The 24,269-nt window shown below is 69.7% G+C and carries 22 protein-coding genes; 9 read left to right on the forward strand and 13 right to left on the reverse strand.

The features are described 5' to 3' along the window. Nucleotides 1-45: 45 nt before the first annotated feature. The gene (locus ADK36_RS31220; protein WP_048585166.1) at nt 46-666 is read right to left on the reverse strand and encodes a cytochrome c oxidase subunit 3; all 621 of its coding nucleotides are present in this window, start codon (nt 664-666) and stop codon (nt 46-48) included. 145 nt (nt 667-811) lie between these two features. Between ADK36_RS31220 and ADK36_RS31225 the strand changes: the two genes are divergently transcribed. Continuing rightward, nucleotides 812-1,213: a response regulator transcription factor gene (locus ADK36_RS31225; RefSeq protein WP_048585165.1), complete on the forward strand. Its 402-nt coding sequence runs from the start codon at nt 812-814 to the stop codon at nt 1,211-1,213. A gap of 52 nt (nt 1,214-1,265) precedes the next feature. On the opposite strand, the gene ADK36_RS31230 is transcribed toward ADK36_RS31225, so the two are convergent. The 4 genes from ADK36_RS31230 to coxB all read right to left on the reverse strand — a co-directional run bounded on the left by ADK36_RS31230 (nt 1,266) and on the right by coxB (nt 5,752). Then, nucleotides 1,266-2,528: a L,D-transpeptidase gene (locus ADK36_RS31230; protein WP_048585164.1), complete on the reverse strand. Its 1,263-nt coding sequence runs from the start codon at nt 2,526-2,528 to the stop codon at nt 1,266-1,268. A 130-nt stretch (nt 2,529-2,658) separates the two neighbouring features. Beyond that, the gene (locus ADK36_RS31235; RefSeq protein WP_048585163.1) at nt 2,659-3,057 is read right to left on the reverse strand and encodes a cytochrome c oxidase subunit 4; all 399 of its coding nucleotides are present in this window, start codon (nt 3,055-3,057) and stop codon (nt 2,659-2,661) included. Further along, the gene (gene ctaD / locus ADK36_RS31240; RefSeq protein ID WP_048585162.1) at nt 3,054-4,790 is read right to left on the reverse strand and encodes a cytochrome c oxidase subunit I; all 1,737 of its coding nucleotides are present in this window, start codon (nt 4,788-4,790) and stop codon (nt 3,054-3,056) included. The genes ADK36_RS31235 and ctaD overlap by 4 nt, the downstream gene beginning before the upstream one ends. Beyond that, on the reverse strand, nt 4,787-5,752 hold the full coding sequence (coxB, locus tag ADK36_RS31245) for a cytochrome c oxidase subunit II (RefSeq protein WP_030047698.1): 966 nt from the start codon (nt 5,750-5,752) through the stop codon (nt 4,787-4,789). The genes ctaD and coxB overlap by 4 nt, the downstream gene beginning before the upstream one ends. A gap of 286 nt (nt 5,753-6,038) precedes the next feature. On the opposite strand from coxB, the gene ADK36_RS31250 reads away from it, so the two are divergent. Continuing rightward, nucleotides 6,039-7,415, forward strand: a complete 1,377-nt coding sequence (locus ADK36_RS31250) for a cysteine desulfurase/sulfurtransferase TusA family protein (RefSeq protein ID WP_078916562.1) — start codon at nt 6,039-6,041, stop codon at nt 7,413-7,415. Nucleotides 7,416-7,512: 97 nt separating this feature from the next. On the opposite strand, the gene ADK36_RS31255 is transcribed toward ADK36_RS31250, so the two are convergent. After that, nucleotides 7,513-8,487: a carbohydrate kinase family protein gene (locus ADK36_RS31255; protein WP_048585161.1), complete on the reverse strand. Its 975-nt coding sequence runs from the start codon at nt 8,485-8,487 to the stop codon at nt 7,513-7,515. Between the two features lie 132 nt (nt 8,488-8,619). Between ADK36_RS31255 and ADK36_RS31260 the strand changes: the two genes are divergently transcribed. Both ADK36_RS31260 and ADK36_RS31265 read left to right on the forward strand, forming a co-directional pair. Further along, nucleotides 8,620-8,829, forward strand: a complete 210-nt coding sequence (locus ADK36_RS31260; RefSeq protein ID WP_030047701.1) for a hypothetical protein — start codon at nt 8,620-8,622, stop codon at nt 8,827-8,829. A 154-nt stretch (nt 8,830-8,983) separates the two neighbouring features. Continuing rightward, complete coding sequence (locus ADK36_RS31265) at nt 8,984-10,750, forward strand: membrane protein (RefSeq protein WP_048585160.1); 1,767 nt, start codon at nt 8,984-8,986, stop codon at nt 10,748-10,750. 106 nt (nt 10,751-10,856) lie between these two features. Here the strand turns inward: ADK36_RS31265 and ADK36_RS31270 are convergent, their stop codons facing one another. After that, a complete protein-coding gene (locus ADK36_RS31270; protein ID WP_031487357.1) occupies nt 10,857-11,213 on the reverse strand; it encodes an iron-sulfur cluster assembly accessory protein in 357 nt (118 codons plus the stop codon). 336 nt (nt 11,214-11,549) lie between these two features. Between ADK36_RS31270 and nadA the strand changes: the two genes are divergently transcribed. After that, the gene (gene nadA / locus ADK36_RS31275; RefSeq protein WP_048585181.1) at nt 11,550-12,734 is read left to right on the forward strand and encodes a quinolinate synthase NadA; all 1,185 of its coding nucleotides are present in this window, start codon (nt 11,550-11,552) and stop codon (nt 12,732-12,734) included. An 81-nt stretch (nt 12,735-12,815) separates the two neighbouring features. On the opposite strand, the gene ADK36_RS31280 is transcribed toward nadA, so the two are convergent. Beyond that, nucleotides 12,816-13,556 carry a class I SAM-dependent methyltransferase gene (locus tag ADK36_RS31280; RefSeq protein WP_048585159.1) on the reverse strand — a complete coding sequence of 247 codons (741 nt, stop codon included), beginning with the start codon at nt 13,554-13,556 and terminating at the stop codon, nt 12,816-12,818. 263 nt (nt 13,557-13,819) lie between these two features. Between ADK36_RS31280 and ADK36_RS31285 the strand changes: the two genes are divergently transcribed. Beyond that, entirely contained in the window at nt 13,820-14,233 is a 414-nt protein-coding gene (locus tag ADK36_RS31285) for a YciI family protein (RefSeq protein WP_048585158.1), read from the forward strand. Continuing rightward, a complete protein-coding gene (locus ADK36_RS31290; RefSeq protein ID WP_048585157.1) occupies nt 14,233-15,378 on the forward strand; it encodes an RNA polymerase sigma factor in 1,146 nt (381 codons plus the stop codon). The genes ADK36_RS31285 and ADK36_RS31290 overlap by 1 nt, the downstream gene beginning before the upstream one ends. A 103-nt stretch (nt 15,379-15,481) precedes the next feature. Here ADK36_RS31290 and ADK36_RS31295 read toward each other — a convergent pair whose 3' ends face one another. The 5 genes from ADK36_RS31295 to ADK36_RS31315 all read right to left on the reverse strand — a co-directional run bounded on the left by ADK36_RS31295 (nt 15,482) and on the right by ADK36_RS31315 (nt 22,036). Continuing rightward, nucleotides 15,482-18,646, reverse strand: coding sequence for an efflux RND transporter permease subunit (locus ADK36_RS31295; protein WP_053199904.1), 3,165 nt, complete (start codon nt 18,644-18,646; stop codon nt 15,482-15,484). 143 nt (nt 18,647-18,789) lie between these two features. Next, nucleotides 18,790-19,473, reverse strand: a complete 684-nt coding sequence (locus ADK36_RS31300) for a response regulator (protein WP_048585155.1) — start codon at nt 19,471-19,473, stop codon at nt 18,790-18,792. A 115-nt stretch (nt 19,474-19,588) separates the two neighbouring features. After that, nucleotides 19,589-20,761, reverse strand: coding sequence for a sensor histidine kinase (locus tag ADK36_RS31305; protein ID WP_053199907.1), 1,173 nt, complete (start codon nt 20,759-20,761; stop codon nt 19,589-19,591). Between the two features lie 183 nt (nt 20,762-20,944). Beyond that, nucleotides 20,945-21,223: a PspA-associated protein PspAA gene (gene pspAA, locus ADK36_RS31310; protein ID WP_048585180.1), complete on the reverse strand. Its 279-nt coding sequence runs from the start codon at nt 21,221-21,223 to the stop codon at nt 20,945-20,947. A gap of 42 nt (nt 21,224-21,265) precedes the next feature. Then, complete coding sequence (locus tag ADK36_RS31315) at nt 21,266-22,036, reverse strand: PspA/IM30 family protein (RefSeq protein ID WP_053199922.1); 771 nt, start codon at nt 22,034-22,036, stop codon at nt 21,266-21,268. A gap of 345 nt (nt 22,037-22,381) precedes the next feature. Here ADK36_RS31315 and ADK36_RS31320 point away from each other — a divergent pair, with 345 nt between their 5' ends. Both ADK36_RS31320 and ADK36_RS31325 read left to right on the forward strand, forming a co-directional pair. Beyond that, nucleotides 22,382-23,011, forward strand: a complete 630-nt coding sequence (locus ADK36_RS31320) for a DUF3043 domain-containing protein (RefSeq protein ID WP_078916560.1) — start codon at nt 22,382-22,384, stop codon at nt 23,009-23,011. Nucleotides 23,012-23,094: 83 nt separating this feature from the next. Beyond that, nucleotides 23,095-23,796, forward strand: coding sequence for a class I SAM-dependent methyltransferase (locus ADK36_RS31325; protein ID WP_048585152.1), 702 nt, complete (start codon nt 23,095-23,097; stop codon nt 23,794-23,796). Nucleotides 23,797-24,269 lie beyond the last annotated feature (473 nt).

Below are 24,269 nucleotides of genomic sequence, written 5' to 3' on the forward strand. Positions count from 1 at the left end.
GCTTCGGTATGTGCGTTTGTGGAACGCGCGCGGGATCGGGCCCAGCTACTTGATCATGTAGATCGTGGCGAAGAGGCCGATCCAGACGACATCGACGAAGTGCCAGTAGTAGGACACGACGATCGCGGCGGTCGCCTGCTCGTGCGTGAACCTCTTCGCCGCGTAGGTGCGGCCGAGGACGAACAGGAAGGCGATGAGGCCACCCGTCACGTGCAGGCCGTGGAAGCCGGTCGTCAGGTAGAAGACCGAGCCGTACGGGTCGGACGAGAGCGAGAGGCCCTCGTGCTTGACCAGCTCGGTGTACTCGTACACCTGACCGCCGATGAAGATCGCACCCATGATGAAGGTGACGATGAACCAGCCCCGGAGCTTCTTCACGTCACCGCGCTCGGCGGCGAAGACGCCGAGCTGGCAGGTGAGGGAGGAGAGCACCAGGATCGTGGTGTTCGTCGCCGAGAACGGGAAGTTCAGGGCGTCGGCCTTCTCATGCCAGAAGTCCGGACCGGTCACCGATCGCAGGGTGAAGTACATCGCGAAGAGGGCCGCGAAGAACATCAGCTCGGAACTCAACCAGATGATGGTTCCGACGCTGGTGAGGTTCGGTCGGTTGACCGACGGGTGCGCGTGACCCTTGTCTACTGTCGTTGCTGTCGCCACGACCGACATTATGTCGGTCGCTTATCCCGCCCTCACTCCGGGGGGTGCCGTTCGGAGTGTCTTCCCCGTTCATACCGGTGTTGACGTGGTGTTCAAGGGAGTAGCATCCGGCTCAACGGGCCTGTCCTTACGACGCAGACGTCACGGAGGAACAATGCAGCCGACCGCCACGGTGCTGGTCTACAGCGACGACTCCAACACCCGCGAGCAGGTGAGGTTGGCTACCGGGCGCCGGCCCGCGCCGGATGTGCCTGTCGTGCAGTTCGTGGAGTGCGCGACGCCGGCCGCCGTCGTCAAGGAGCTGGACAAGGGGGGCATCGACGTCTGTGTGCTGGACGGTGAGGCCGTGCCCATGGGGGGCATGGGGGTCTGCCGGCAGATCAAGGACGAGGTGTTCAACTGCCCGCCGGTGCTGCTGCTGATCGGGCGGCCGCAGGATGCGTGGCTGGCCACGTGGAGCCGGGCTGAGGCGGCGGTGACGCTGCCGGTGGAGCCGGTGGAGTTCGCGGCGGCGTTGGCTTCTCTGCTGCGTACGAAGAATCTTCAGAGCGCCTGAGAGCCCGGTTCAGCAGGTGGTCCGGCGGCTGCGGGCCGGCCCCAGGGGGGGGTCAGACCGCTGTCGGCCTGAGACGTGCCGCGTCTTCAGGTCGCGGCCCCTCCGGCGTGCCGCCCACCAGGGCGCTGCCGTTGCGCCAGTTCTTCCACTCCATGTTCCAGTCGCCGAAGCCGTTGCCGAACGGCTCCATCGTGTTGCCGTACGAGTTGATGACCTTGACGATGTCGCCCTCGCGGACGTTCTCGAAGAACCACGCGGCGTTGGCGGTGCTCATGCCGGTGCAGCCGTGGCTGACGTTGGCGTAGCCCTGGGAGCCGACCGACCAGGGGGCGGCGTGGACGTATTCGCCGCTCCAGGTCACGCGGGTGGCGTAGTAGACCGGTAGGTCGTACGAGTCCGCGGAGCCCTCCGCTATGCCGATGCTCGTGCCGCGCATGCGTACGAAGTACTCCTTGCCCAGCACGACCTTGACGCCGTTACGGGTCTCGAAGCCGGGCTTGCCGGTCGTGACGGGGATCGACCTGACCTCCTCGCCGTTGCGGTAGAGCGTCAGCTGGTGGGTCGCGGCGTCCGTGACGGCTATGACCTGGTCGCCGATGGTGATGCGCAGGGGCTTGGCCTTGCCGCCCCAGAGGCGGTCGCTGATCTTGATGCCGTCGAGGTTGCTGCGGGCCTGGATGGTGGCGCCGGCGGGCCAGTACTCCTGGGGGCGGTAGTGGAGCTTCTTGTCGTCCACCCAGTGCCAGTTGCCGTCGACGGCGGGGGCGGACTCGACCTTGAGGGCCCGCTCGACTATCGCCCGCTGGTTCTTGTCCTTGACGGGGTGGCTCAGTTCGGCCGTGACGGGCTGGCCGACGCCGTATGTGCCCGCCTTGGGGCCGAACGTCACCGTCAGGTGCTGCTTGCTGGTCGGCCTGCTGGTGTCGAAGGTGAGGACCTTGCGGCCGGGGGCGCCGTCCTCGTCCTCGGTGCTCACGCGGAGCGTGTAGCGGGCGTTGGCGGCGAGCGGGGAGGTGCTGTGCCAGCGGGTGCCGTCGACGGAGAGTTCGCCCGCGACGTAGCGTCCTGCGGCGTCCCTGGCGGTGACGTCCGTGATACGGCCGTCGGAGTCCTCGGCGGTGATCTCCAGGGGCTTGTCGGGGTCGGCCTTCCTGCCGTCGCCCGTGGGGCCGTTGAAGGCGATCTGGTCGGCCGCGTCGTAGGGCTCGGCGGACAGCGGGTTGCCGTCGCTGCTGCACCCGGCGGCGCTCGCGCCGAGCCCTATCAGCAGGAGCGTGCAGCCTATGACGGTGCTCTTGCTCGGTGTTTTGCTCATGGCCTCACGCTAGGAAGCGTGGTCACCCTCGGCGCGCCGGATAGCGCGTACGGGTGACGTCCGTTGCTGCAAAAGCATGAGCCCGGACACTCCTGACGGAGTGTCCGGGCTCATGTGAGCTCAGCTCGTGTTACTGGGTGCGGTTCTCACCGCGGTAGTACTCGAAGACCCAGCCCCAGAGGCCGATCAGCAGCATCGGGAACGAGAAGTACAGCAGCCACCAGCCGACCGCGATCGCCAGGAAGGCGAGCGCGCCACCGATCGCGAGGGAGAGCGGCTGCCAGCTGTGCGGGCTGAAGAACCCGACCTCGCCGGCGTCGTCCGCCACGTCCGCTTCCTTGTTGTCCTGGGCGCCCGTGTCGACCCGCCGGGCCGTGAAGCCCAGGTAGAAGCCGATCATGATGGACAGACCGAAGGACAGGAAGAGGGCCGTCGTACCGGCCGGCTCCTTCGACCACACGCCATAGACGATCGCCATGGCGAGGATGAAGACGCTCAGCCAGATGAACATCTTGCCCTGGATCTTCACTTGCCGGCCTCCTTGCCACCAGCGAGGGCCTTCTCACCGTGAGGTGCGTTCTCGAGCTGGTCGAGGGCGGCGATCTCAGGGTGGTGCAGGTCGAACGCCGGGGATTCGGAACGGATCCGCGGCAGGGTGAGGAAGTTGTGCCGCGGCGGCGGGCAGGACGTGGCCCACTCGAGCGAGCGGCCGTAGCCCCACGGGTCGTCGACCTCGACCTTCTTGCCGTACTTGGCGGTCTTCCACACGTTGTAGAAGAACGGCAGGATCGAGGCGCCGAGCACGAACGAGCTGATCGTCGAGATCGTGTTCAGAGCGGTGAAGCCGTCGGCCGCGAGGTAGTCGGCGTAACGACGCGGCATGCCCTCGGCACCCAGCCAGTGCTGGACCAGGAAGGTGCCGTGGAAGCCGACGAACAGCGTCCAGAAGGTGATCTTGCCGAGGCGCTCGTCGAGCATCTTGCCGGTCATCTTCGGCCACCAGAAGTGGAAGCCGGAGAACATCGCGAAGACGACGGTGCCGAAGACGACGTAGTGGAAGTGGGCCACCACGAAGTACGAGTCGGACACGTGGAAGTCCATCGGCGGCGAGGCGAGGATGACACCCGTCAGACCACCGAAGGTGAAGGTGATGAGGAAGCCGGTCGCCCAGAGCATCGGTGTCTCGAAGGACAACGAGCCCTTCCACATCGTGCCGATCCAGTTGAAGAACTTCACGCCGGTCGGCACGGCGATGAGGAACGTCATGAAGGAGAAGAACGGCAGGAGGACGCCTCCGGTGACGTACATGTGGTGCGCCCACACCGTCACGGACAGGCCCGCGATCGCGATGGTCGCCGCGATCAGACCCATGTAGCCGAACATCGGCTTGCGGGAGAAGACCGGGATGACCTCACTGATGATGCCGAAGAACGGCAGCGCGATGATGTACACCTCTGGATGGCCGAAGAACCAGAAGAGGTGTTGCCACAGCAGCGCTCCGCCGTTGGCCGAGTCGAAGACATGCGCTCCGAACTTGCGGTCCGCCTCCAGGGCGAACAGCGCGGCCGCGAGGACCGGGAAGGCGAGCAGGACCAGGACCGCGGTCAGCAGCACGTTCCACACGAAGATCGGCATGCGGAACATCGTCATGCCGGGGGCGCGCATGCAGATGATCGTGGTGATGAAGTTGACCGCGCCGAGGATGGTGCCGAAGCCGGAGAAGGCCAGACCCATGATCCACAGGTCGGCGCCGATGCCCGGGCTGCGGACCGCGTCCGACAGCGGGGAGTAGGCGAACCAGCCGAAGTCGGCGGCGCCGTTCGGGGTGAGGAAGCCGCCCACCGCGATCGTCGAGCCGAACAGGTACAGCCAGTAGGCGAACATGTTCAGCCGCGGGAACGCCACGTCCGGCGCGCCGATCTGCAGCGGCATGATCCAGTTCGTGAAGCCGGCGAACAGCGGCGTCGCGAACATCAGCAGCATGATCGTGCCGTGCATCGTGAACGCCTGGTTGAACTGCTCGTTCGACATGATCTGCAGACCAGGCCGGGCGAGCTCGGCGCGCATGAAGAGCGCCATCACGCCACCGATCACGAAGAACGCGAACGACGTGACGAGGTACAGCGTTCCGATCGTCTTGTGGTCGGTGGTGGTGAGCCACTTGACCACGACGTTGCCGGGCTGCTTGCGCCTGACCGGCAGCTCGTTCTCGTACGAGTCCTCAGCTGCCGCGGCACCCTGGGGTTCGTTGAGGATGCTCACAGGTTTGTCGTCTCCCGGTTCTTCTCGTGACCCGTCTGCGCGATGCCGGCGGGAACGTAACCGGTCTGCCCCTTCTTGGCGAGGTCCTTGAGGTGCTGCTCGTAGCGCTCGGGGGAGACGACCTTCACGTTGAACAGCATCCGGGAGTGGTCGACGCCGCACAGCTCGGCGCACTTGCCCAGGAAGGTGCCCTCCTTGTTGGGGGTCACCTCGAAGGCGTTGGTGTGGCCCGGGATGACGTCCTGCTTCATGAGGAACGGCACCACCCAGAAGGAGTGGATGACGTCACGCGAGGTGAGGACGAAGCGGACCGTCTTACCCTTGGGCAGCCACAGGGTGGGGCCCGGGTTGCCCGTCTGGGGGTTCCGGCTGGCGGGAGTGCCGGCGTCGTAGACACCGCCCGCGTTCGCGGGGAAGTCCTCCTTGAACCGGTCCGGAATGGCGGCCAGGTTCTTGTCGGTCTTCGCGTCACCGGTGGAACCGTCGACGGGCTGTACGTAGTTGAAGGCCCAGCTCCACTGGTAGCCCACGACGTTGACGGTCAGGTCGGGCTTGTCCTTGAGGCTGAGCAGCTTCGTCTCGTCGCGGGCCGTGAAGTAGAAGAGCACCGAGACGATGATGAGCGGGACCACCGTGTACAGCGCCTCGATCGGCATGTTGTACCGGGTCTGCGGAGGAACCTCGACCTTGGTGCGGCTGCGCCGGTGGAAGACGGTGCTCCACAGGATCAGGCCCCAGACCAGGACGCCCGTGGCGAGCGCGGCCGCCCACGAGCCCTGCCACAGGGAGAGGATCCGCGGAGCCTCTTCCGTGGTCGGGGTGGGCATACCAAGGCGGGGGAAGTCTTCCCAGTTGTACGAGCAACCGGTGGCTGTCGCCAGGACCAGGCCCGCGGTCATTGCCTGCAGCAGCTTCCGCCGCATCGGGCGCCGCGGCGAGCGGTCGGAGCCGTTGGGACTCACGTAGCGCCTTCCCGAGAGTCTCGCCCGCGCGGTATGGCTGCGGCCTGCCTTCTCGCTGGTCGGTCGCCGCCCTGCGACGGGCAGGGGTTTGGATGTTTATGCGGACCAAACCCTAGCCGACGCCCTCCGGGGGTTCGCGGGGAGGGGTGCCTATGGGGTGGGGTGGTTCGCTTGTTTGGCGGGTGCGGGTGATTTGTGGCTGGTCGCGCCCCGCGGCGGAGCCGCTGATGTCACAGCCCCGCGCCCCTTTGGGGCGCTCCTTTGCCGGACGTTCTAGCGTTGCTGTGTGAGTTACTTCGACGCTGCTTCCAGTGCTCCTCTTCATTCCGTCGCCCGGCAGGCGCTCGTGGCCTCCCTTGATGAGGGGTGGGCCGATCCGGCCCGTCTGTACAAGGAAGGGCGGCGGGCGCGGCTGTTGCTGGACGCGGCTCGGGAGGCTGCTGCCGAGGCTGTGGGGTGCCGTGCCGATGAGTTGGTGTTCACCTCATCGGGGACGAAAGCCGTCCACTCGGGTGTCGCCGGAGTGTTGGCGGGGCGGCGGCGGGTCGGGCGTCACCTGATCGTGTCCGCCGTCGAACACTCCTCTGTGCTCCATGCGGCTGACGCGCACGAGGCCGGCGGCGGGGCGGTCACGCGGGTCGCGGTGGACCGTGCGGGGGCGGTGAGCGTGCGGGGGTACGCGGAGGCCCTGCGTCCGGACACCGCCCTCGCCTGCCTCCAGTCGGCCAACCACGAGGTGGGCACCGAGCAGCCGGTGGCGGAGGTGGCCGGGGTGTGCCGGGAGGAGGGGGTGCCGTTGTTGGTGGACGCGGCGCAGTCGCTCGGGTGGGGGCGGGTCGAGGGTGACTGGTCGGTGCTGACCGGGAGTGCCCACAAGTGGGGCGGGCCGTCGGGGGTCGGGCTGCTCGTCGTACGCAAAGGGGTGCGGTTCGCCGCGCAAGGGCCCGCGGACGAACGGGAGTCGGGGCGGGCGCCCGGGTTCGAGAACATCCCGGCGATCGTCGCTGCGGCGGCCTCGCTGCGGGCCGTGCAGGCCGAGGCGGCCCAAGAGGCGGTACGGCTGCGGGAGCTGACGGAGCGGATCCGGGCGCGGGTGCCGGGGCTGGTGCCGGATGTGGAGGTGGTCGGCGACGCGGTGCGGCGGCTCCCCGGCATCGTCACGTTCTCGTGTCTCTATGTCGACGGGGAGGCGTTGCTGCACGAGCTGGACCGTGCCGGGTTCTCGGTCTCCTCCGGTTCGTCCTGCACGAGCAGCACGCTGACGCCCAGCCATGTGCTGAAGGCGATGGGGGTGCTGAGCGAGGGGAATGTGCGGGTGTCGTTGCCGTTCGGGGCGGCGGCGGAGGACGTCGAACGGTTCCTGGAGGTGCTGCCGGGGGCGGTCGCGGGGGTGCGGGAGAAGCTGGGGGCACCGGTCGCCGAGACGGTCGTACGGGACGACGTCCTGGTCGTGGACTCCCTCGGCAAGCTGTGCCCGATCCCCGTCATCGAGCTGGCCAAGGTCATCGGCGAGGTGCCGGTGGGCGGACTGGTCCGCGTCCTCGCCGACGACGAGGCGGCCCGGCTGGACATCCCGGCGTGGTGCGAGATGCGGGGGCAGGAGTACGTGGGCGAGGAGCCGGCTGAGAAGGGGACGGCGTACGTGGTCCGCCGGGTGACCTGAACGCCGCCCTTCCTGGGGGCGCGGGGCTGTGCCGATACGCGGCTTCCGCCGCGTGTGCGCGACCAGCCCCCACGCGCCCGCCCCCGACAACGAGAGATCAGCCCAGGTGGGCCCGAACCTCCTCGCCGGCGTCATGCCCGTACGCCTTGGCGAACCGGTCCATGAAGTGCGCCCGCCGCAGCTGGTACTCCTGCGTGCCGACGGTCTCGATGACGAGCGTCGCCAGCATGCAGCCGACCTGAGCGGCCCGCTCCAGGGACACACCCCACGCCAGTCCCGACAGGAACCCCGCGCGGAAGGCGTCGCCGACACCCGTGGGGTCGGCCTTGCGGTCCTCCTCGGGGCAGCCGACCTCGATCGGGTCCTCCCCCTCGCGCTCGACGCGGACGCCGCGCGAACCGAGGGTCGTGACGCGGTGGCCGACCTTGCCGAGGATCTCCTCGTCCGTCCAGCCGGTCTTGGACTCGATGAGGCCCTTCTCGTACTCGTTGGAGAAGAGGTACGTCGCCCCGTCCAGCAGTATCCGGATCTCGTCGCCGTTCATACGGGCGATCTGCTGGGAGAAGTCCGCGGCGAAGGGGATCCCGCGGGAGCGGCACTCCTCCGTGTGGCGGAGCATCCCCTCGGGGTCGTCGGCGCCGATGAGGACCAGGTCGAGGCCGCCGACCCGGTCCGCGACGGTCTTCAGCTCGATGAGGCGGGCCTCGCTCATCGCACCGGTGTAGAAGGAGCCGATCTGGTTGTGGTCGGCGTCGGTGGTGCAGACGAAGCGGGCGGTGTGCAGGGTCTCGGAGATGCGGACCGAGCCGGTGTCGACGCCGTGCCGGTCCAGCCAGGCCCGGTACTCGTCGAAGTCGGAGCCCGCGGCGCCGACCAGGATCGGCTGTGTGCCCAGCTGTCCCATGCCGAAGGCGATGTTCGCGCCTACGCCGCCCCGGCGTACGTCCAGGTTGTCGACCAGGAACGAGAGCGAGACCGTGTGCAGTTGGTCCGCGACGAACTGGTCGGCGAAGCGGCCGGGGAAGGTCATGAGGTGGTCGGTGGCGATGGAGCCGGTGACTGCGATGCGCACGGCGAGGAGTCTCCTGCGGGGGAGGTTGGGTTGACAGTCCACGCTACCGTTCGTGACCGGGACTCTGAAGCGGCCAAAACTACCCGATAGTAGATCTTTCTTCGCGGGCTTCGGCGTGTCTACGGTGCCGCTATGACGAAATTCGAGGTCCGCGCCCCCGCTCCGGCCGACCTGGAGGTCGACCTGGCGTCACTGCTCGGTGACTGCGCGCGGATGGCTCCTCACTGGGCCGCTCCCGATCGTGTTCTTTCCCGTCCCGTCTCCCCGTCACGCATCCATGGAGTGACCGTTCCGCCGAAGTCGGCGCGACTGCTGGACGCGATGTCGGACTACGGCGACTGAGCCGTCCGCGCCGTTCGGGGAACCGTGCGCTCCCCCGCTGCGTCCCATCGGCGTCCCCCGTAGAGGGGATGCGGGATACGACCCGACGGACCCACCCTTTTGACAGGGTCGGGTCAGGGTCATGGGACATGTGCGCAGCCGAAGGAGCGATGCGGTGAACACCGAGCGACCCGAGAACGACGACACGGGCGCCGACGGCTCCGCCGAGGAGCAGGACGCCGGGCAGGAGAAGGGCGCGGACGTCGCTGGTGCCGAGGCTTCCGGCGGCGGCGTGGAGGACGGTACGTCCGTTCCCGACGCCACGGACGCCGCCGAGGACGCCGCCGAGGTCGACGCCAAGGGCGGGACCCAGGGCGAGCAGGTCGGCGTGGCCGGTGATGCCGAGGGGCCGGATCCGGCCGGCGTTCCCGATGCCGCCGCTGACGACGCCGACGTCTCCGATGTGCCCCGGCGTCGCTCCCCCGCGATCATCGCCTCCGTCGCCGCCGCCGTACTGCTCGTCGGGGGCGGTGGGGCCTACCTGGCCGCGAACGCGTCCGGGGGCTCGGACGGCGGTACGACGTCCGGGGCGGCCGACGGTGACACTCCCCCGCCGCTCCGTCTCGACGGCTATTCCGAGGGCGGCACCGAGGGCGGTACGAACGGCATCGCGCCCGGGGAGCCCAACCCGTACGGCGTCACCTACAAGGCCGACGGGGAGCTGTCGGACGGGCCCGGGTCGGCGCCCGTGTACCGGGCGGGGGGCGAGGTCGGCGCGGACGAGGTGGCCCGGCTGGCCGAGGCGCTCGGTGTGGACGGGACACCGGTGGCGCAGGGGCAGACCTGGCGGGTCGGCGCGAAGGACGGGGCGGGGCCGAGTCTCCAGGTGACCAAGCAGGCGCCGGGGACCTGGACGTTCTCCCGGTACGCCCCCGGCACGGACAACTGCGAGAGCACCACCGTCTGCGCGAAGGCGCCCGCCGAACCGACGGGCGACCCGGTGAGCGAGGCCGCCGCGAAGAAGGCGGCCGCGCCGGTGCTCAAGGCGGTGGGTCAGGACGACGCGAAGCTCGACGCGAGCCAGCTCATGGGCGCCCAGCGGGTGGTGAACGCGAACCCGGTGGTCGGCGGACTGCCCACGTACGGCTGGACGACCGGGGTGACCGTGAGCGCCCAGGGCGAAGTGGTCGGCGGCAGCGGTCAGTTGAAGGCGCCGGTGAAGGGGGACACGTACCCCGTACTGAGCGCCGAGAAGACGCTCGGGCTGATGAACGCGGCGCCGGGGGCCGGCCACCGCATGGGCATCGGCGGCTGCGCCAGCCCCGTACCGCTGAAGGACCGCCTTGAGGCGCCCTGCGGTGCGCAGGCGTCGACGGGGGCGCCGGCCAAGGACACCGTGACGGTCGAGAAGGCGGTGTTCGGGCTGGCCGCGCACCAGGTGGACGCGCGGCAGGCGCTGGTGCCGTCCTGGCTGTTCGAGGTGCGGACGCCGGACGCGCGGGACAGCTTCACGGTGACGTATCCGGCGATCGACCCGGAGTACCTGGCCTCGTCCACGCCGTCCGAGGAGCCGTCCGGGCAGCCGACCCCGCGGCCGAGCGGGCCGAAGGACGACCCGAGTTCGTCGCCGGTCATCCGGAACGTCGGGGTGGACGGCTACACGGCCGACGGCAGGGAGCTCACCGTGGCCTTCACGGGCGGCGTGTGCGCCGACTACAAGGTGACGGCGAGCGAGAGCGGTGGCGAGGTGACGGTCCGGGTGACCGAGACGTCGCAGCCGGACAAGGTGTGCATCCTGATCGCCAAGGTGTTCCACGAGACCGTGCGGCTGGACGAGCCGCTCGGGGACCGGAAGGTCGTGGGCACGGACGGACAGGCGGTCCCGCTGGAGAAGCCGGGACAGAAGTTGCCGAACGCTCCGGAGACGTCCGGGGCCCGGTAGAAGCCTGTCCACGGGCCCCTACCGGGCCCGTGGACATGGGAAGGCGGCGGCCCCGTCGGAGGGGGTCGCCGCCTTTCCGCGCGTCAGCCGGGCTCGGCCGGGCTGCTCAGTTGAAGGAGTCGCCGCAGGCGCAGGAGCCCGTCGCGTTCGGGTTGTCGATCGTGAAGCCCTGCTTCTCGATCGTGTCCACGAAGTCGATGGACGCGCCACCCAGGTACGGGGCGCTCATGCGGTCGGTGACGACCTTGACCCCGCCGAAGTCCTTGACGACGTCGCCGTCGAGCGAGCGCTCGTCGAAGAAGAGCTGGTAGCGCAGGCCGGAGCAGCCACCGGGCTGAACGGCGACACGCAGCGCGAGGTCGTCGCGGCCTTCCTGGTCGAGCAGGGCCTTGACCTTGGCCGCGGCGGCGTCACTCAGGATGATGCCGTCGGTGGCGGTGCTGGTCTCGTCCGATACGGACATCTACATCTCTCCCGGGTTGTACGGAGACTGCTTGCCGACGAGTGCAACCGGCGGGGCCGCTGATTCATTCCAGGGCCGGGCGCTTGTCTTTCGGTCTTTCGGTCTTTCTTCATGCTCGCACACGGCGTGCGAAGCGGAAAACGCCTCTTTGGGGAATACGCGGACCCGTCACCGGGATTCACGTCACATCGACATGATGGCCATCGTCAAAGTGACGTGAACCGGTTATGATAGATAGCGTCAAATCGACGAGAAGGTCGATAAGGTGTCCCGCTTGACCCGCCGGCACAGGATTCTCCGGTGCCGGCGAGCCGCAGAACAGAAAGGGTGCGTGTCGTGACCACCGCCCAGACCCAGGAGCTCGACGTACAGCCGACGCCCCTCGCCCTGCTGCTCCTCGGCCGTGAGGCCGACCCCAGGAGCGAGCGCGGCGTCGAGTGTCCCGGCGACCTTCCCTCGCCGTCCGACCCCGACCTGGTCGAGCGCGCCCGCGCGGCCAAGGCCAAGCTCGGGAACAAGGTCTTCGTGCTCGGCCACCACTACCAGCGCGACGAGGTCATCCAGTTCGCGGATGTGACCGGTGACTCGTTCAAGCTGGCCCGGGACGCGGCCGCCCGCCCGGAGGCCGAGTACATCGTGTTCTGCGGCGTGCACTTCATGGCGGAGTCGGCGGACATCCTGACGTCCGACGACCAGAAGGTCGTCCTGCCCGACCTCGCCGCCGGCTGCTCGATGGCCGACATGGCGACGGCCGAGCAGGTCGCCGAGTGCTGGGACGTGCTGACCGAGGCCGGCATAGCCGAGCAGGTCGTGCCGGTGTCGTACATGAACTCGTCCGCGGACATCAAGGCGTTCACGGGCAAGCACGGCGGCACGATCTGCACCTCGTCCAACGCGAAACGGGCCCTGGACTGGGCCTTCGAGCAGGGCGAGAAGGTGCTCTTCCTGCCCGACCAGCACCTCGGCCGCAACACCGCCGTCCGGGACATGGGCATGTCCCTGGAGGACTGTGTCGTCTACAACCCGCACAAGCCGAACGGCGGGCTGACGGCCGACGAGCTGCGCGCCGCGAAGATGATCCTGTGGCGCGGCCACTGCTCGGTGCACGGCCGCTTCAGCCTGGACTCGGTGAACGACGTGCGCGAGCGGATCCCGGGCGTGAACGTCCTGGTCCACCCCGAGTGCAAGCACGAGGTCGTGGCCGCGGCGGACTACGTCGGCTCGACCGAGTACATCATCAAGGCCCTGGAGGCCGCCCCGGCCGGCTCCAAGTGGGCCATCGGGACCGAGCTGAATCTGGTACGCCGCCTGGCGAACCGTTTCGCGCCCGAGGGCAAGGAGATCGTCTTCCTCGACAAGACGGTCTGCTTCTGCTCGACCATGAACCGCATCGACCTCCCCCACCTGGTGTGGGCCCTGGAGTCGCTGGCCGAGGGCAACCTGGTCAACCGCATCGAGGTCGACAAGGAGACGGAGGCGTTCGCGAAGCTGGCGCTGGAGCGGATGCTGGCGCTGCCGTAGCCCGGAGCGGATTCCGAGCGCCGTACGCGTGAGGGCGGGGCCCGACCATCCCGGTCGGGCCCCGCCCTTGTTCGTTCCCCCTCAGGCGCGGCAGCGCAGCATCTCCAGCGGGGGCCTGGCGAGGAAGTCGGCCCAGAAGTCCGCGCCGAACTCGCCCAGACCGGCCTCGGACACCTCCAGGGGCACCCAGGTCAGCTCGCTGAATCCGGCCGCCCGCAGAGACGCCTCGTAGAGTTCGCGGCTCGGCACGGCGCCGATGATCGAGATCGGCGGGTCGAGCAGCGCCGTGACCCGGAAGCGCGCCCCGGTCTCGATCTCCTCGCCGGTCGGCTCGCAGAGAAAGCCGTACTTGGCCAGGGCCTGCTCGCCGCCGCGGTAGTCGGGTGACTGGGCGAGCACGAAGAACTCGCCGCCGGGCACCAGGCCGCGGTGCACGTTGCGGCACATCGACTCCAGCTCGGCGATGCTCTGCGCGTAGTTGAGCAGCTGGACCCCGAGGGCGATGTCGAAGCGCCGCTCCAGGGGCCGCAGTTCGGCCACATCGCCGACCTCGTAGCGCACGCCCAGCGGATCGCCCTCCTCCAACCGCTGTGCGGCGGCGATCATTTCACCGGAGATGTCGATGCCGAGTACGTCCGTGGCGCCGCGCCGCCTGAACTCCCTGCTGTAGAAGCCGGTGCCGCAGGCCAGGTCTAGAACCGACTTGCCGCGCACGTCCCCGACCAGGCCCAGAAAGCTGGGCACCTCTCCGTACCGCGTCAGCGGCAGGGACTTGAAGCCCTCGAACGCCTCGCCGATCTCGTCATACTGCTGCACGCTCATCGTGGTGTCCTCCCCTGTGCTTCGTCTGTGCTTCGTCGTTGCCGGGCAGTCTTCCGGCACCCCGAGACAGGGCCGTACTGGCAGAAGCCACAAAGATCCGGAGGTCGTTCCGTCGGTCTGTTCGCCGGGCCCGGCCCAGCCCGGCCCGGCCGGTGTGCGGTGGCCCAAAAGATTTTCTGCGGGGATGTCGAGAACCCGTGATCGGCTCCGTCCCTGCTATGAACGCGACCAGAATGGGTCGCACAGCATCGAGGAGAAGCATCATGGCGAAGTACCTGCTGCTCAAGCACTACCGTGGCGCCCCGGCTGCGGTGAACGACGTGCCGATGGACCAGTGGACGCCGGAGGAGATCTCGGCGCACGTGCAGTACATGAACGACTTCGCGGCCCGACTCGAGAAGACCGGGGAGTTCGTCGACGGTCAGGCGCTCGCGCCCGAGGGGTCGTGGGTCCGGTACGACGGCGAGGGGCGGCCGCCGGTCACCGACGGGCCGTTCGCCGAGACCAAGGACCTCATCGCCGGCTGGATGGTGATCGACGTCGACAGCCACGAGCGGGCCGTCGAGCTGGCCGGAGAGCTGTCCGCCGCCCCGGGCGCGGGCGGGAAGCCGATCCACGAGTGGCTGGAGGTGCGGCCGTTCCTGACCGCGGCGCCCAACGTCACCGAGTGCCATTGATGAACGAGGCCCTGCTGAGGAGCCTCACGCCGAGCGTTCTCACGATCCTCGTCCGCCGCGGAGCAGACTTCGCGGCGGCCGAGGACGCCGTGCAGGACGCGCTGGTCGAGGCCGTGCGGGTGTGGCCGGCCGATCCGCCGCGCGATGCGAAGGGCTGGCTGGTCACCGTGGCCTGGCGCAAGTTCCTCGACTCGGCACGGTCGGACGCCTCCCGCCGCCGGCGTGAGGACCTGGCCGGCGAGGAGCCCGCGCCCGGGCCCACGCCCGCCGCGGACGACACGCTTCAGCTCTACTTCCTGTGCGCCCACCCGTCGCTGACGCCGTCGTCCGCGGTCGCGCTCACGCTGCGTGCCGTCGGCGGGCTCACCACCCGCCAGATCGCCCAGGCCTACCTGGTGCCCGAGGCGACCATGGCGCAGCGCATCAGCCGGGCCAAGCGCACCGTCTCCGGCATACGGTTCGACCAGCCCGGCGATGTCGCCACCGTGCTGCGCGTCCTCTACCTGGTCTTCAACGAGGGCTACTCCGGCGACGTCGACCTCGCCGCCGAGGCCATCCGGCTCACCCGGCAGCTCGCGGCCGCGATCGACCACCCCGAGGTGGCGGGGCTGCTCGCCCTGATGCTGCTCCACCACGCCCGGCGCGCGTCCCGGACCGCGCCCGACGGGAGCCTGGTGTCGCTCGCGGAGCAGGACCGTGGCCGGTGGGACACCGCGTCGATCGCCGAGGGTATCGGGATCCTCCAGGCGGCGCTGGCGCGTGACCGGCTGGGTGAGTTCCAGGCTCAGGCCGCCATCGCGGCGCTGCACGCCGACGCGCCCACCGCCGGGGAGACCGACTGGGTGCAGATCGTCGAGTGGTACGACGAACTGGCGCGCCTCACCGACAGCCCGGTCGTCCGGCTCAACCGGGCCGTGGCGGTCGGTGAGGCGGACGGACCGCGCGCCGGGCTGGCCGCGCTCGCGGAGCTGGACGACTCGCTGCCCCGGCATGCCGCGGTGGCGGCGTATCTCCACGAGCGCGACGGTGACCTGGTGACGGCGGCGCGGTTGTACGCCCAGGCGGCCGAGAAGGCGTCCAACCTCGCCGAGCGCGACTACCTGACCCGCCAGGCCGCCCGGCTCAACGCCCGCACGCGTCACTGACGTACCGGTCCGGGAACGGCTCGGCCCGCCCCAGGATTTCTCCTGGGACGGGCTGCCTCTGCTCGGCTGGCCCGCACGGTCGGATCGACCATCGGACCGACCGTCAGACCCCGGCCGGCTCCGGCTCGTCCGAAGCCGTACCCGACTCCGATTCCGACGTCGGCTCGGTCGGGCCCCCCGCCTTCTTCGCCCTCTTCGCCGCCCGCTTCTTCGCCCGGCGCTCCTTGCGGAGCTCCACCATCGCGTACAGCGTCGGGACGAGGAGCAGGGTCAGCATGGTCGAGGTGATCAGACCGCCGATGACGACCACGGCCAGTGGCTGGGCGATGAAGCCGCCCTCACCGGTGACGCCCAGGGCCATGGGCAGCAGCGCGAAGATCGTCGCGAGCGCGGTCATCAGGATGGGCCGCAGACGGTGCCGGCCACCCTCGATCACCGCCTCCACGACGCCGTATCCCTGCCGCCTGTACTGGTTGATCAGGTCGATCAGCACGATCGCGTTCGTCACCACGATGCCGATCAGCATCAGCATGCCGATCATCGCGGGGACGCCCATCGGGGTGCCGGTGGCGACCAGGAGGCCGATCGCGCCGGTCGCCGCGAACGGGATCGACACGAGCAGGATCAGCGGCTGGACGAGCGAGCGGAAGGTCGCGACCAGCAGCATGAAGACGATCGCGATCGCCGCCAGCATCGCCAGGCCCAGGTTGGCGAACGCCTCGTCCTGGTCCTCGGAGACACCGCCGATCTCGGCCGTCGCGCCCGCCGGGAGCGTCAGCCCGTCGATCTCGGACTGGAGCTTCGTGCTCACCGCACCCGTGTTGTCGCCGGTCGGCTTCGCGGTGATCGTGGCGGCGCGCTGACCGTCGATACGGGTCATCGAGACCGGCCCGTCCACCAGCTTCACATCGGCGATGTCGCCCAGCTTCACCGGCCCCAGGGGCAGGTCCTGAAGCTGCTTCAGGGTCCTCGCCGGCTTGGCCGACTTGATGACGATGTCCCGCTCGGTGTCGTCGAGGGTCGCCTGGGCGGCCGTGTTGCCGCGCACCGCCTGGGCGACGGCCATCCCGAGGGTCTGGTCGCTGAAGCCCGCCGCGGCCGCCTTGTCGTTGGCCTTCACCGAGATGCGCGGCACGCTCTGCGCCAGGTCGCTGGTCACGTCCGTGACGTCGTCCAGGCCGGCCACCGCCTCGCGGACCTGCTCGGCCGCCGTGCGCAGGACGTTCCCGTCGGCCGCCTTCACGACGACGCTCAGGTCCTGGGCGCCGAAGCCGTCACCGGCCGCGATGGTGGTCGTGCCGATGCCGTCGAGCTTCTTCAGGCCCGCCTCGATACGGTCCTGTACGTCCTCGTACGACGCCGAGTCCTCCAGCATCACCTGGTACGACGCCTGGTTGGTGTCGGTGCCACCGCCGAAGGCCGCCATGAAGCCGGACGAACCGATCGTGACCTGGTAGTCCCTCACGCCCTTGGTGCCGGCGAGCAGCTTCTCGACCCTCGTCGCCTGCTCGTCGGTCGCCGCCAGGCTGGTGCCCGGCTTCAACTCCTGCTTGACGGTGAGGACTTCCTGCTCGCCCTGGTCGAAGAAGTTCGTCTTCAGCAGCGGCGCCATGCCGAACGTGCCGATGAGGACGACGATCGCGAGCAGCACACTGGTGAGACGGCGGCGGGTCGCGAACCGCAGGACGGGGACGTACAGGCGCTGGAGCCTGCTCCTCGCCTCCTTCTCCTCTGCCTTGCGGCGCGCCTCATCGGCGTCCGCCGGGGTGCCCTTCGGGGCGCGCAGGAACCAGTACGACAGCACCGGTACGACCGTCAGCGAGACGAGCAGCGACGCCAGCAGGGCCGCCGTCACCGTCAGGCTGAACGAGCCGAACAGCTCGCCCACCATGCCGCCGGTCAGGCCGATCGGCAGGAAGACGGCGACCGTGGTGAGGGTGGAGGAGGTGACCGCCCCGGCGACCTCGCGGACCGCCTTGAGGATGGCCTCCTCGCGCTCCTCGCCGTAGCCGAGGTGCCGCTTGATGTTCTCCAGGACCACGATCGAGTCGTCGACGACACGGCCGATGGCGATGGTCAGCGCGCCGAGCGTCAGCATGTTCAGGGAGAGGTCCCTGGTCCACAGCACGATCAGGGCCAGGACCACCGACAGCGGGATGGAGACCGCGGTCACCAGCGTGGAGCGGATCGACGCCAGGAAGACCAGGATGATGAGGACCGCGAAGAGCAGGCCGAGGGCGCCTTCCGTGGTCAGGCCGTCGATGGACTTCTTGACCGCCGGGCCCTGGTCGCTGACGACCGTGACCGTGGCGCCCGTACCGAGGTCCTTGCGCATCTCCGCGAGCTTGTCCCGCACCGCGTCCGAGATCGCGACCGCGCTGCCGTCGCGGTCCATGGTGACCGCGACCGCGAGGGACGGCTTGCCGTCCGTGCGCGTGATGGAGTCGGCCGCGGCCTGCTCCTGCTTGACGGTGGCGACGTCACCGAGGCGGACCGGCTTCTTGGCGGAAGCGGAGGCGGACGCGCCCTCGCCGGTGACCATCAGGTCCTTGATCTGCTCCAGCGAGGTGAAGCCACCGCCCACCTGGACCGTGCGGTTGCTGCCGTCCTCGTCGAAGGAGCCGGCCGGGACGGTGGCGCCGCCGGCCTGGAGGGCCTGGGAGAGGGCCGCCGAGGTCAGGCCGGCCTTCGCCAGCTTCGCGTCGTTCGGCGTCACGGTGACCTGGAGGTCGCGTACGCCGTCGACGGTGACCTGGCCGACGCCGTCGATGTCCTCGAGGTCCGGGACGACCGTCCGGTCGAGCTCGTCGGCCAGGGCCTGCTGGTCCTTGTCGGAGGTGACGGAGAGGACGACGGTCGGGATGTCGTCCGTGGAACCGGCGATGACCTGCGGGTCCACATCGTCCGGGAGCTGCACGCGGGCGCGGTTGACGGCCTGCTGGACGTCGGCGACCAGCTGCTGGGTGTCGGGGCCGTAGTCGAAGGACGCCATGATCACGGCGTTGCCCTCGCTCGCGGTGGAGGTGACGCCGGTGATGCCGTCGACGGCTTCGAGGCTGTCCTCGATCGGCTCGACGACCTGCTTCTCGACCACGTCCGGTGACGCGCCCTGGTACGGCGCCAGCACGGACACCATGGGCAGTTCGATGGAGGGCAGCAGTTGCTGCTTGAGCTGAGGTATCGCGATCGCGCCGAAGGCGATGGCGATGATCGACATCAGGCCGATCAGGGCACGTTGGGCGAGGCTGAATCTCGACAGCCAGGACATGGGTCAGGGTCTCTCTTCTGTGAGCGGCAGAAGCGGGAAGCGCCCGCCCTAACACCCTGAGCCATCGGGGAGCCCGGTTTCGTAGACCCCAGGTCCATTTCCTTATACGGCGCATACTCCGGCCGCAGTACGCCCGCTCCGGGTCACTCCACCCTTGGACGTACCAGGCCGGACTCGTACGCGATCACCACGAGCTGGGCCCGGTCGCGGGCACCCAGCTTGGACATGGCCCGGTTGACGTGCGTCTTCACGGTCAACGGGCTGACTTCCAGCCGCTCGGCTATCTCGTCGTTGGAGTGCCCGCCGGCGACCTGGACCAGGACCTCGCGCTCCCGGCCGGTGAGCGCGTCGAGCCGCTCGGCGCGGGCGGGGTCGCGGTCGTCGTCCGCGCCGTCGCCCTGGGCGAGGAAACGGGCGATCAGGCCCTTGGTGGCAGCCGGGGAGAGCAGGGCCTCACCGCCGGACGCGACACGGATGGCGCTGAGGAGTTCGTCGGGTTCGGACCCCTTGCCGAGGAAGCCGGAGGCGCCGGCGCGCAGCGACTGCACGACGTAGTCGTCGACCTCGAACGTGGTCAGGATGACGACGCGGACATGTGCCAGGGCCGGGTCGGCACTGATCATGCGGGTCGCGGCGAGGCCGTCGGTGCCGGGCATCCGGATGTCCATCAGGACGACGTCCGCCCGTTCCTCCTTGGCCAGCCGCACCGCCTCGGCCCCGTCGGAGGCCTCGCCGACGACCTCCATGTCGGGCTCGGAGTCGACCAGCACGCGGAAGGCGCTGCGGAGGAGGGCCTGGTCGTCGGCGAGCAGGACACGGATGGTCATGCGGGGGTCCTCGTCTGTCCTGGGGCGTAGGCATCTTCGGTCGTCGTTCCGACGGCCGTCTCGGCAGTCGTTCCGACGGCCGTCTCGCTGGCCGTCTCGCTGGCCGTCTCGCTGGTCATACGGCGTCTTCCGCGGCGCGGGTGCGGCTCTTGAGCGGCAGGATCGCATGGACGCGGAAGCCGCCTCCGTAGCGGGGGCCGGTGGTGAGGGTGCCGCGCAGGGCGGTGACGCGTTCGCGCATACCGAGCAGTCCGTGGCCGCCGCCCTCGCCGGTCTCGTCGTCGCCGGCTCCGTCGTCGAGGATGGTGATCTCGACGTTCGGGCCCACGCGGACGACGCTGACCTCGGCCTTCGCCTCCGGGCCGGCGTGCTTGCGCACATTGGTGAGGGCTTCCTGGATGACGCGGTAGGCGGCGAGGTCCACGGCGGCGGGGAGCGTGGTGCCCTGGTCCGCGCGGGCCACCTCCACCTGGAGGCCCGCGCTGCGGAAGGTGCCGGCGAGTTCGTCGAGGCGGTCGAGGCCGGGGGCGGGCTCGGTGGGGGCCTCGGGGTCGCCGGACTGCCGGAGCAGGCCCACGGTCGCCCGGAGTTCGTTGAGCGCGGACCGGCTGGCCTCGCGTACGTGCGCCAAGGCCTCCTTGGCCTGGTCGGGCCGCTTGTCCATGACGTGGGAGGCGACGCCGGCCTGGACGTTGACGAGGGCGATGTGGTGGGCGACGACGTCGTGCAGGTCCCGGGCGATACGGAGGCGTTCCTCGGCGACGCGGCGGCGGGCCTCCTCCTCACGGGTGCGCTCCGCGCGTTCGGCGCGCTCGCGGATCGCGGCGACGAAGGCGCGGCGGCTGCGGACGGCGTCGCCCGCGGTGGCGCCGATGCCGGTCCAGGCGAAGATGGCGAGGTTCTCCTGGGCGTACCAGGGCAGGGGCCCGGCGAGCATGGCGGAGCCGGTCAGCACGGTCATGGTGAGCAGGCCGACGCGCCAGGTGGTGGGGCGGTCGGTGGTCGAGGCGACGGTGTAGAGAGCGATGACCGCGGACATGGCGACGGGGGCGCGGGGGTCGCCGGTGACGGACTCGACGACGGAGGCGGCGCCGGTGAGGGCGAGGACCGTCATGGGGGCGCGGCGGCGGAAGACCAGGGCCGCGGCGCCGAGGGTGATGAGCAGGAGGCTGAGCGCGTCCGGGGTGCGCAGGACCCAGGTGACCTCGTTCTTCCCGTGCGGGTCCACGAACGATCCGGCGACCATGCAGGCGAGTACGCCGACCGCCAAGGCCGCGTCCAGTGCCATGGGGTGCGCCTTGAGGTGCTGCCGGACACGATTCCCTGCGGGGCTTGGGACGGGGGCCAACTGGAGGTTCCTTGGGTTGTGTGCTGGCGTCGCAGTGGGCGTGGCCTGGGGGCTGCCGCCCTCAGACCCCCGCGTCGGCCCTGAACGGGCCTCGTCCTCAAACGCCGGACGGGCTGGGTGGGCTCACCCCGGGATCAGGCCGTCGTCGCTCAGCAGTTCCCGGACCTCCTCCAGCGTCGCGTCCGGCGACGGGAGGATCAGCTCCGACGGTTCCAGGGAGTCGTCGGGCAGGGGGTCGCCCAGTTCCCGGACCTTGGAGAGGAGGGCGCCGAGGGTGCGGCGGAAGCCGGGGCCGTCGCCGTTCTCCATTTCCGTCAGGAGCTCGTCGTCGAGCTTGTTCAGCTCGGGCAGGTGACTGTCGGACAGCTTCACCTGCCCCTCACCCATGATCCGGACGATCATGTCGCCCATCTCGCCCTCCTCGGCGTGGGCCCCGGCCGTCGGCTACTGCTTGTCGAAGCGCGGGGTGTCCTGCGGCTGCTGCTGGGACTGCGACTGGCCGTTGCCGCCCTCGATCGCCTGCTGGCCAGCCGACGAACCGCCCGCCAGCTCAGCCTTCATGCGCTGCAGTTCCAGCTCTACATCCGTACCACCGGAGAGCCGGTCCAGCTCGGCCTGGATGTCGTCCTTGTGCATGCCGGACTGGTCGTCCAGGGCGCCGGAGGCAAGGAGTTCGTCGATGGCTCCGGCTCGGGCCTGGAGCTGTGCCGTCTTGTCCTCGGCACGCTGGATCGCCAGGCCGACGTCGCCCATCTCCTCCGAGATGCCGGAGAACGCCTCGCCGATCCGCGTCTGCGCCTGGGCGGCCGTGTACGTGGCCTTGATCGTCTCCTTCTTGGTGCGGAAGGCGTCGACCTTCGCCTGGAGGCGCTGGGCCGCGAGGGTGAGCTTCTCCTCCTCGCCCTGGAGGGTGGCGTGCTGCGTCTCCAGGTCCGTCACCTGCTGCTGGAGGGCGGCGCGGCGCGACAGCGCCTCGCGGGCCAGGTCCTCGCGGCCGAGCGCGAGCGCCTTGCGGCCCTGGTCCTCCAGCTTCGACGACTGCTGCTGGAGTTGGTTGAGCTGGAGTTCCAGGCGCTTGCGCGAGGTGGCCACGTCGGCGACGCCGCGGCGGACCTTCTGGAGCAGCTCCAGCTGCTTCTGGTACGAGTAATCGAGGGTCTCGCGCGGGTCCTCGGCCCGGTCAAGGGCCTTGTTCGCCTTCGCGCGGAAGATCATCCCCATACGCTTCATGACACCGCTCATGGGCTTCGCGCGCCCCCTTCTGACGTCCAGCTCCAGCTCTGCGACAGAACCCACAGTACGGGCCCTGCATCCATTGACGCACTGTTCGGGGACGGATGCGCTCATCCCCAAGGACGACTGCTGACGCTCGCGCTCCGGCGTAAGGAGTAGGTGACTCCCGGGTGGCTGACGGGTGGACTCATGGGTGAGCCCACGAGTGTCCACCCGGTGCCGCCCGAGTGCCTCCCCGATGGCCGCCGGACGAACCGTCTGCAACGTCCCCTCTGTCCCCCTACGACGACTGGTGTTGCCGGATCGTTCCCCGCCGGGCTGCCGTCCATGCCCCGCCACCCCGTACCCTTGGGTTTTGTGTTCCGTAGCCGTGCCAAGGATGAGAAGGCCCAGGCCGCCGACAAGGCGCCGGTGACCGACTCCACTCAGACCCGCCACCCCGAGGCCCCGAAGGGCCGCCCCACGCCCAAGCGCAGTGAGGCCCAGACCCAGCGCCGCAGCGTCGCCAACACGCCGACGACGCGCAAGGAGGCCGCCAAGCGCCAGCGCGAGGACCGCCGGGCCGCCCTGGAGAAGCAGCGCCAGGCGCTGGCCGGGGGCGACGAGCGGTATCTGCCGGCCCGTGACAAGGGTCCGGTCCGCAAGTTCGCGCGTGACTTCATCGACTCGCGCTTCAACGTCGCGGAGTTCTTCCTCCCGATGGCCGTGGTCATCCTCGTGCTGAGCATGGTGCGCGTGGGCGCCCTGCAGAACATCGCGCTGCTGCTGTGGCTGGTCGTGATCGTGCTGATCGTGCTCGACTCGTTCGTCACCGGCTTCCGTTTGAAGAAGCGCCTCGCCGAGCGCTTCCCGGACGACAACCGGCGCGGCGCCGTCGCCTACGCGCTGATGCGCTCGCTCCAGATGCGTCGGCTCCGGCTGCCGAAGCCACAGGTCAAGCGCGGAGAGCGGCCCTGAGCGCAACTGCTTTTTCCGGGGGTGCGGCGGACGCTTGGCTCAGCAAGCTGGGTGGGTTGCGTGATGTCGTACGGCAGGAGCTGGTGGGCCGACAGCTCGACGAGCAGATAGCCGGGCGGTTCCCCGTCGGGCAGCGGCTGCGCGTGCTCGACGTGGGGATGGGCCAGGGCACGCAGGCACTGCGGTTGGCTCGCGCCGGGCACCAGGTGACCGGTGTCGAGCAGGACCCGAAGATGATCGCGACGGCCCGCGAGGAGCTCGCCGGTGAGCCGGAGGGGATCCGGGAGCGGGTGCGTATCGTCCAGGGCGACGGGCGCGACACCGGCGTCCACTTCCTGCCGGGCAGCTTCGACGTCGTGCTGTGCCACGGCGTGCTGATGTACATCGAGGAGCCCGACCCGCTGCTGGCCGGACTGGCCCGGATGCTCGCCCCGGGCGGACTGCTGTCGCTGCTCGTGCGCAACGGCGACGCGCTGGCCATGCGGCCGGGACTGTCCGGGGACTGGGCCGGGACGCTGGCCGCCTTCGACACCACCGCGTACCGGAACCGCCTGGGCCTCGACGTACGGGCCGACCGGCTGTCCGACCTGACGGCGACACTCGCGGGGATCGCGGCGCCGCTGCACGCCTGGTACGGGGTGCGGGTCTTCACCGACACGGCGGCCGACGGGACGGAGTTCCCGGCCGACATGGAGGCGTTGCTGGCGGTCGAGGAACGGGCCGGCAAGACGGACCCCTATCGGAGCGTCGCGGCGTTGCTGCATCTGTGCGGGGTGCGCGGCTGAGGTCGTGGTCCGTGCGCGGTGCGCGGCTGAGGTCGTGATCCGTGCGCGGTGCGCGGCTGAGGTCGTGATCCGTGCGCGGTGCGCGGCTGAGGTCGTGATCCGTGCGCGGTGCGCGGCTTGGTCGTGGTCCGCGCGGAGTGCGCGGGCTGAGGTCGTGAACCGTGCGGAGTGCGCGGCTGGGTCGTGGTCCGTGCGGAGTGCGCGGGCTGAGGTCGTGAACCGTGCGCGGAGCGCGGGCTGAGCCCGATGCAGTGCGAAGGTCGAGCCCGAAGCCCGTCCGAGCCACGCGGGCAGCCCGAAGCCCATGCAGAGTGCGCAGGCCGAGGCGAATGCAGTGCGGAGGCCGAGCCCGAAGGCCGTCCGAGGCACACGGGCCGCGCCCGAAGCCCATGCAGAGTGCGCAGGCCCGAGCCCACTGCCCACCCGAAACACACGGGCCAAGACCGACACACAGCGCAAGCCGAACCCGAAAC

It is taken from the genome of Streptomyces viridochromogenes (assembly GCF_001270495.1).
Lineage (GTDB): Bacteria > Actinomycetota > Actinomycetes > Streptomycetales > Streptomycetaceae > Streptomyces > Streptomyces viridochromogenes_A.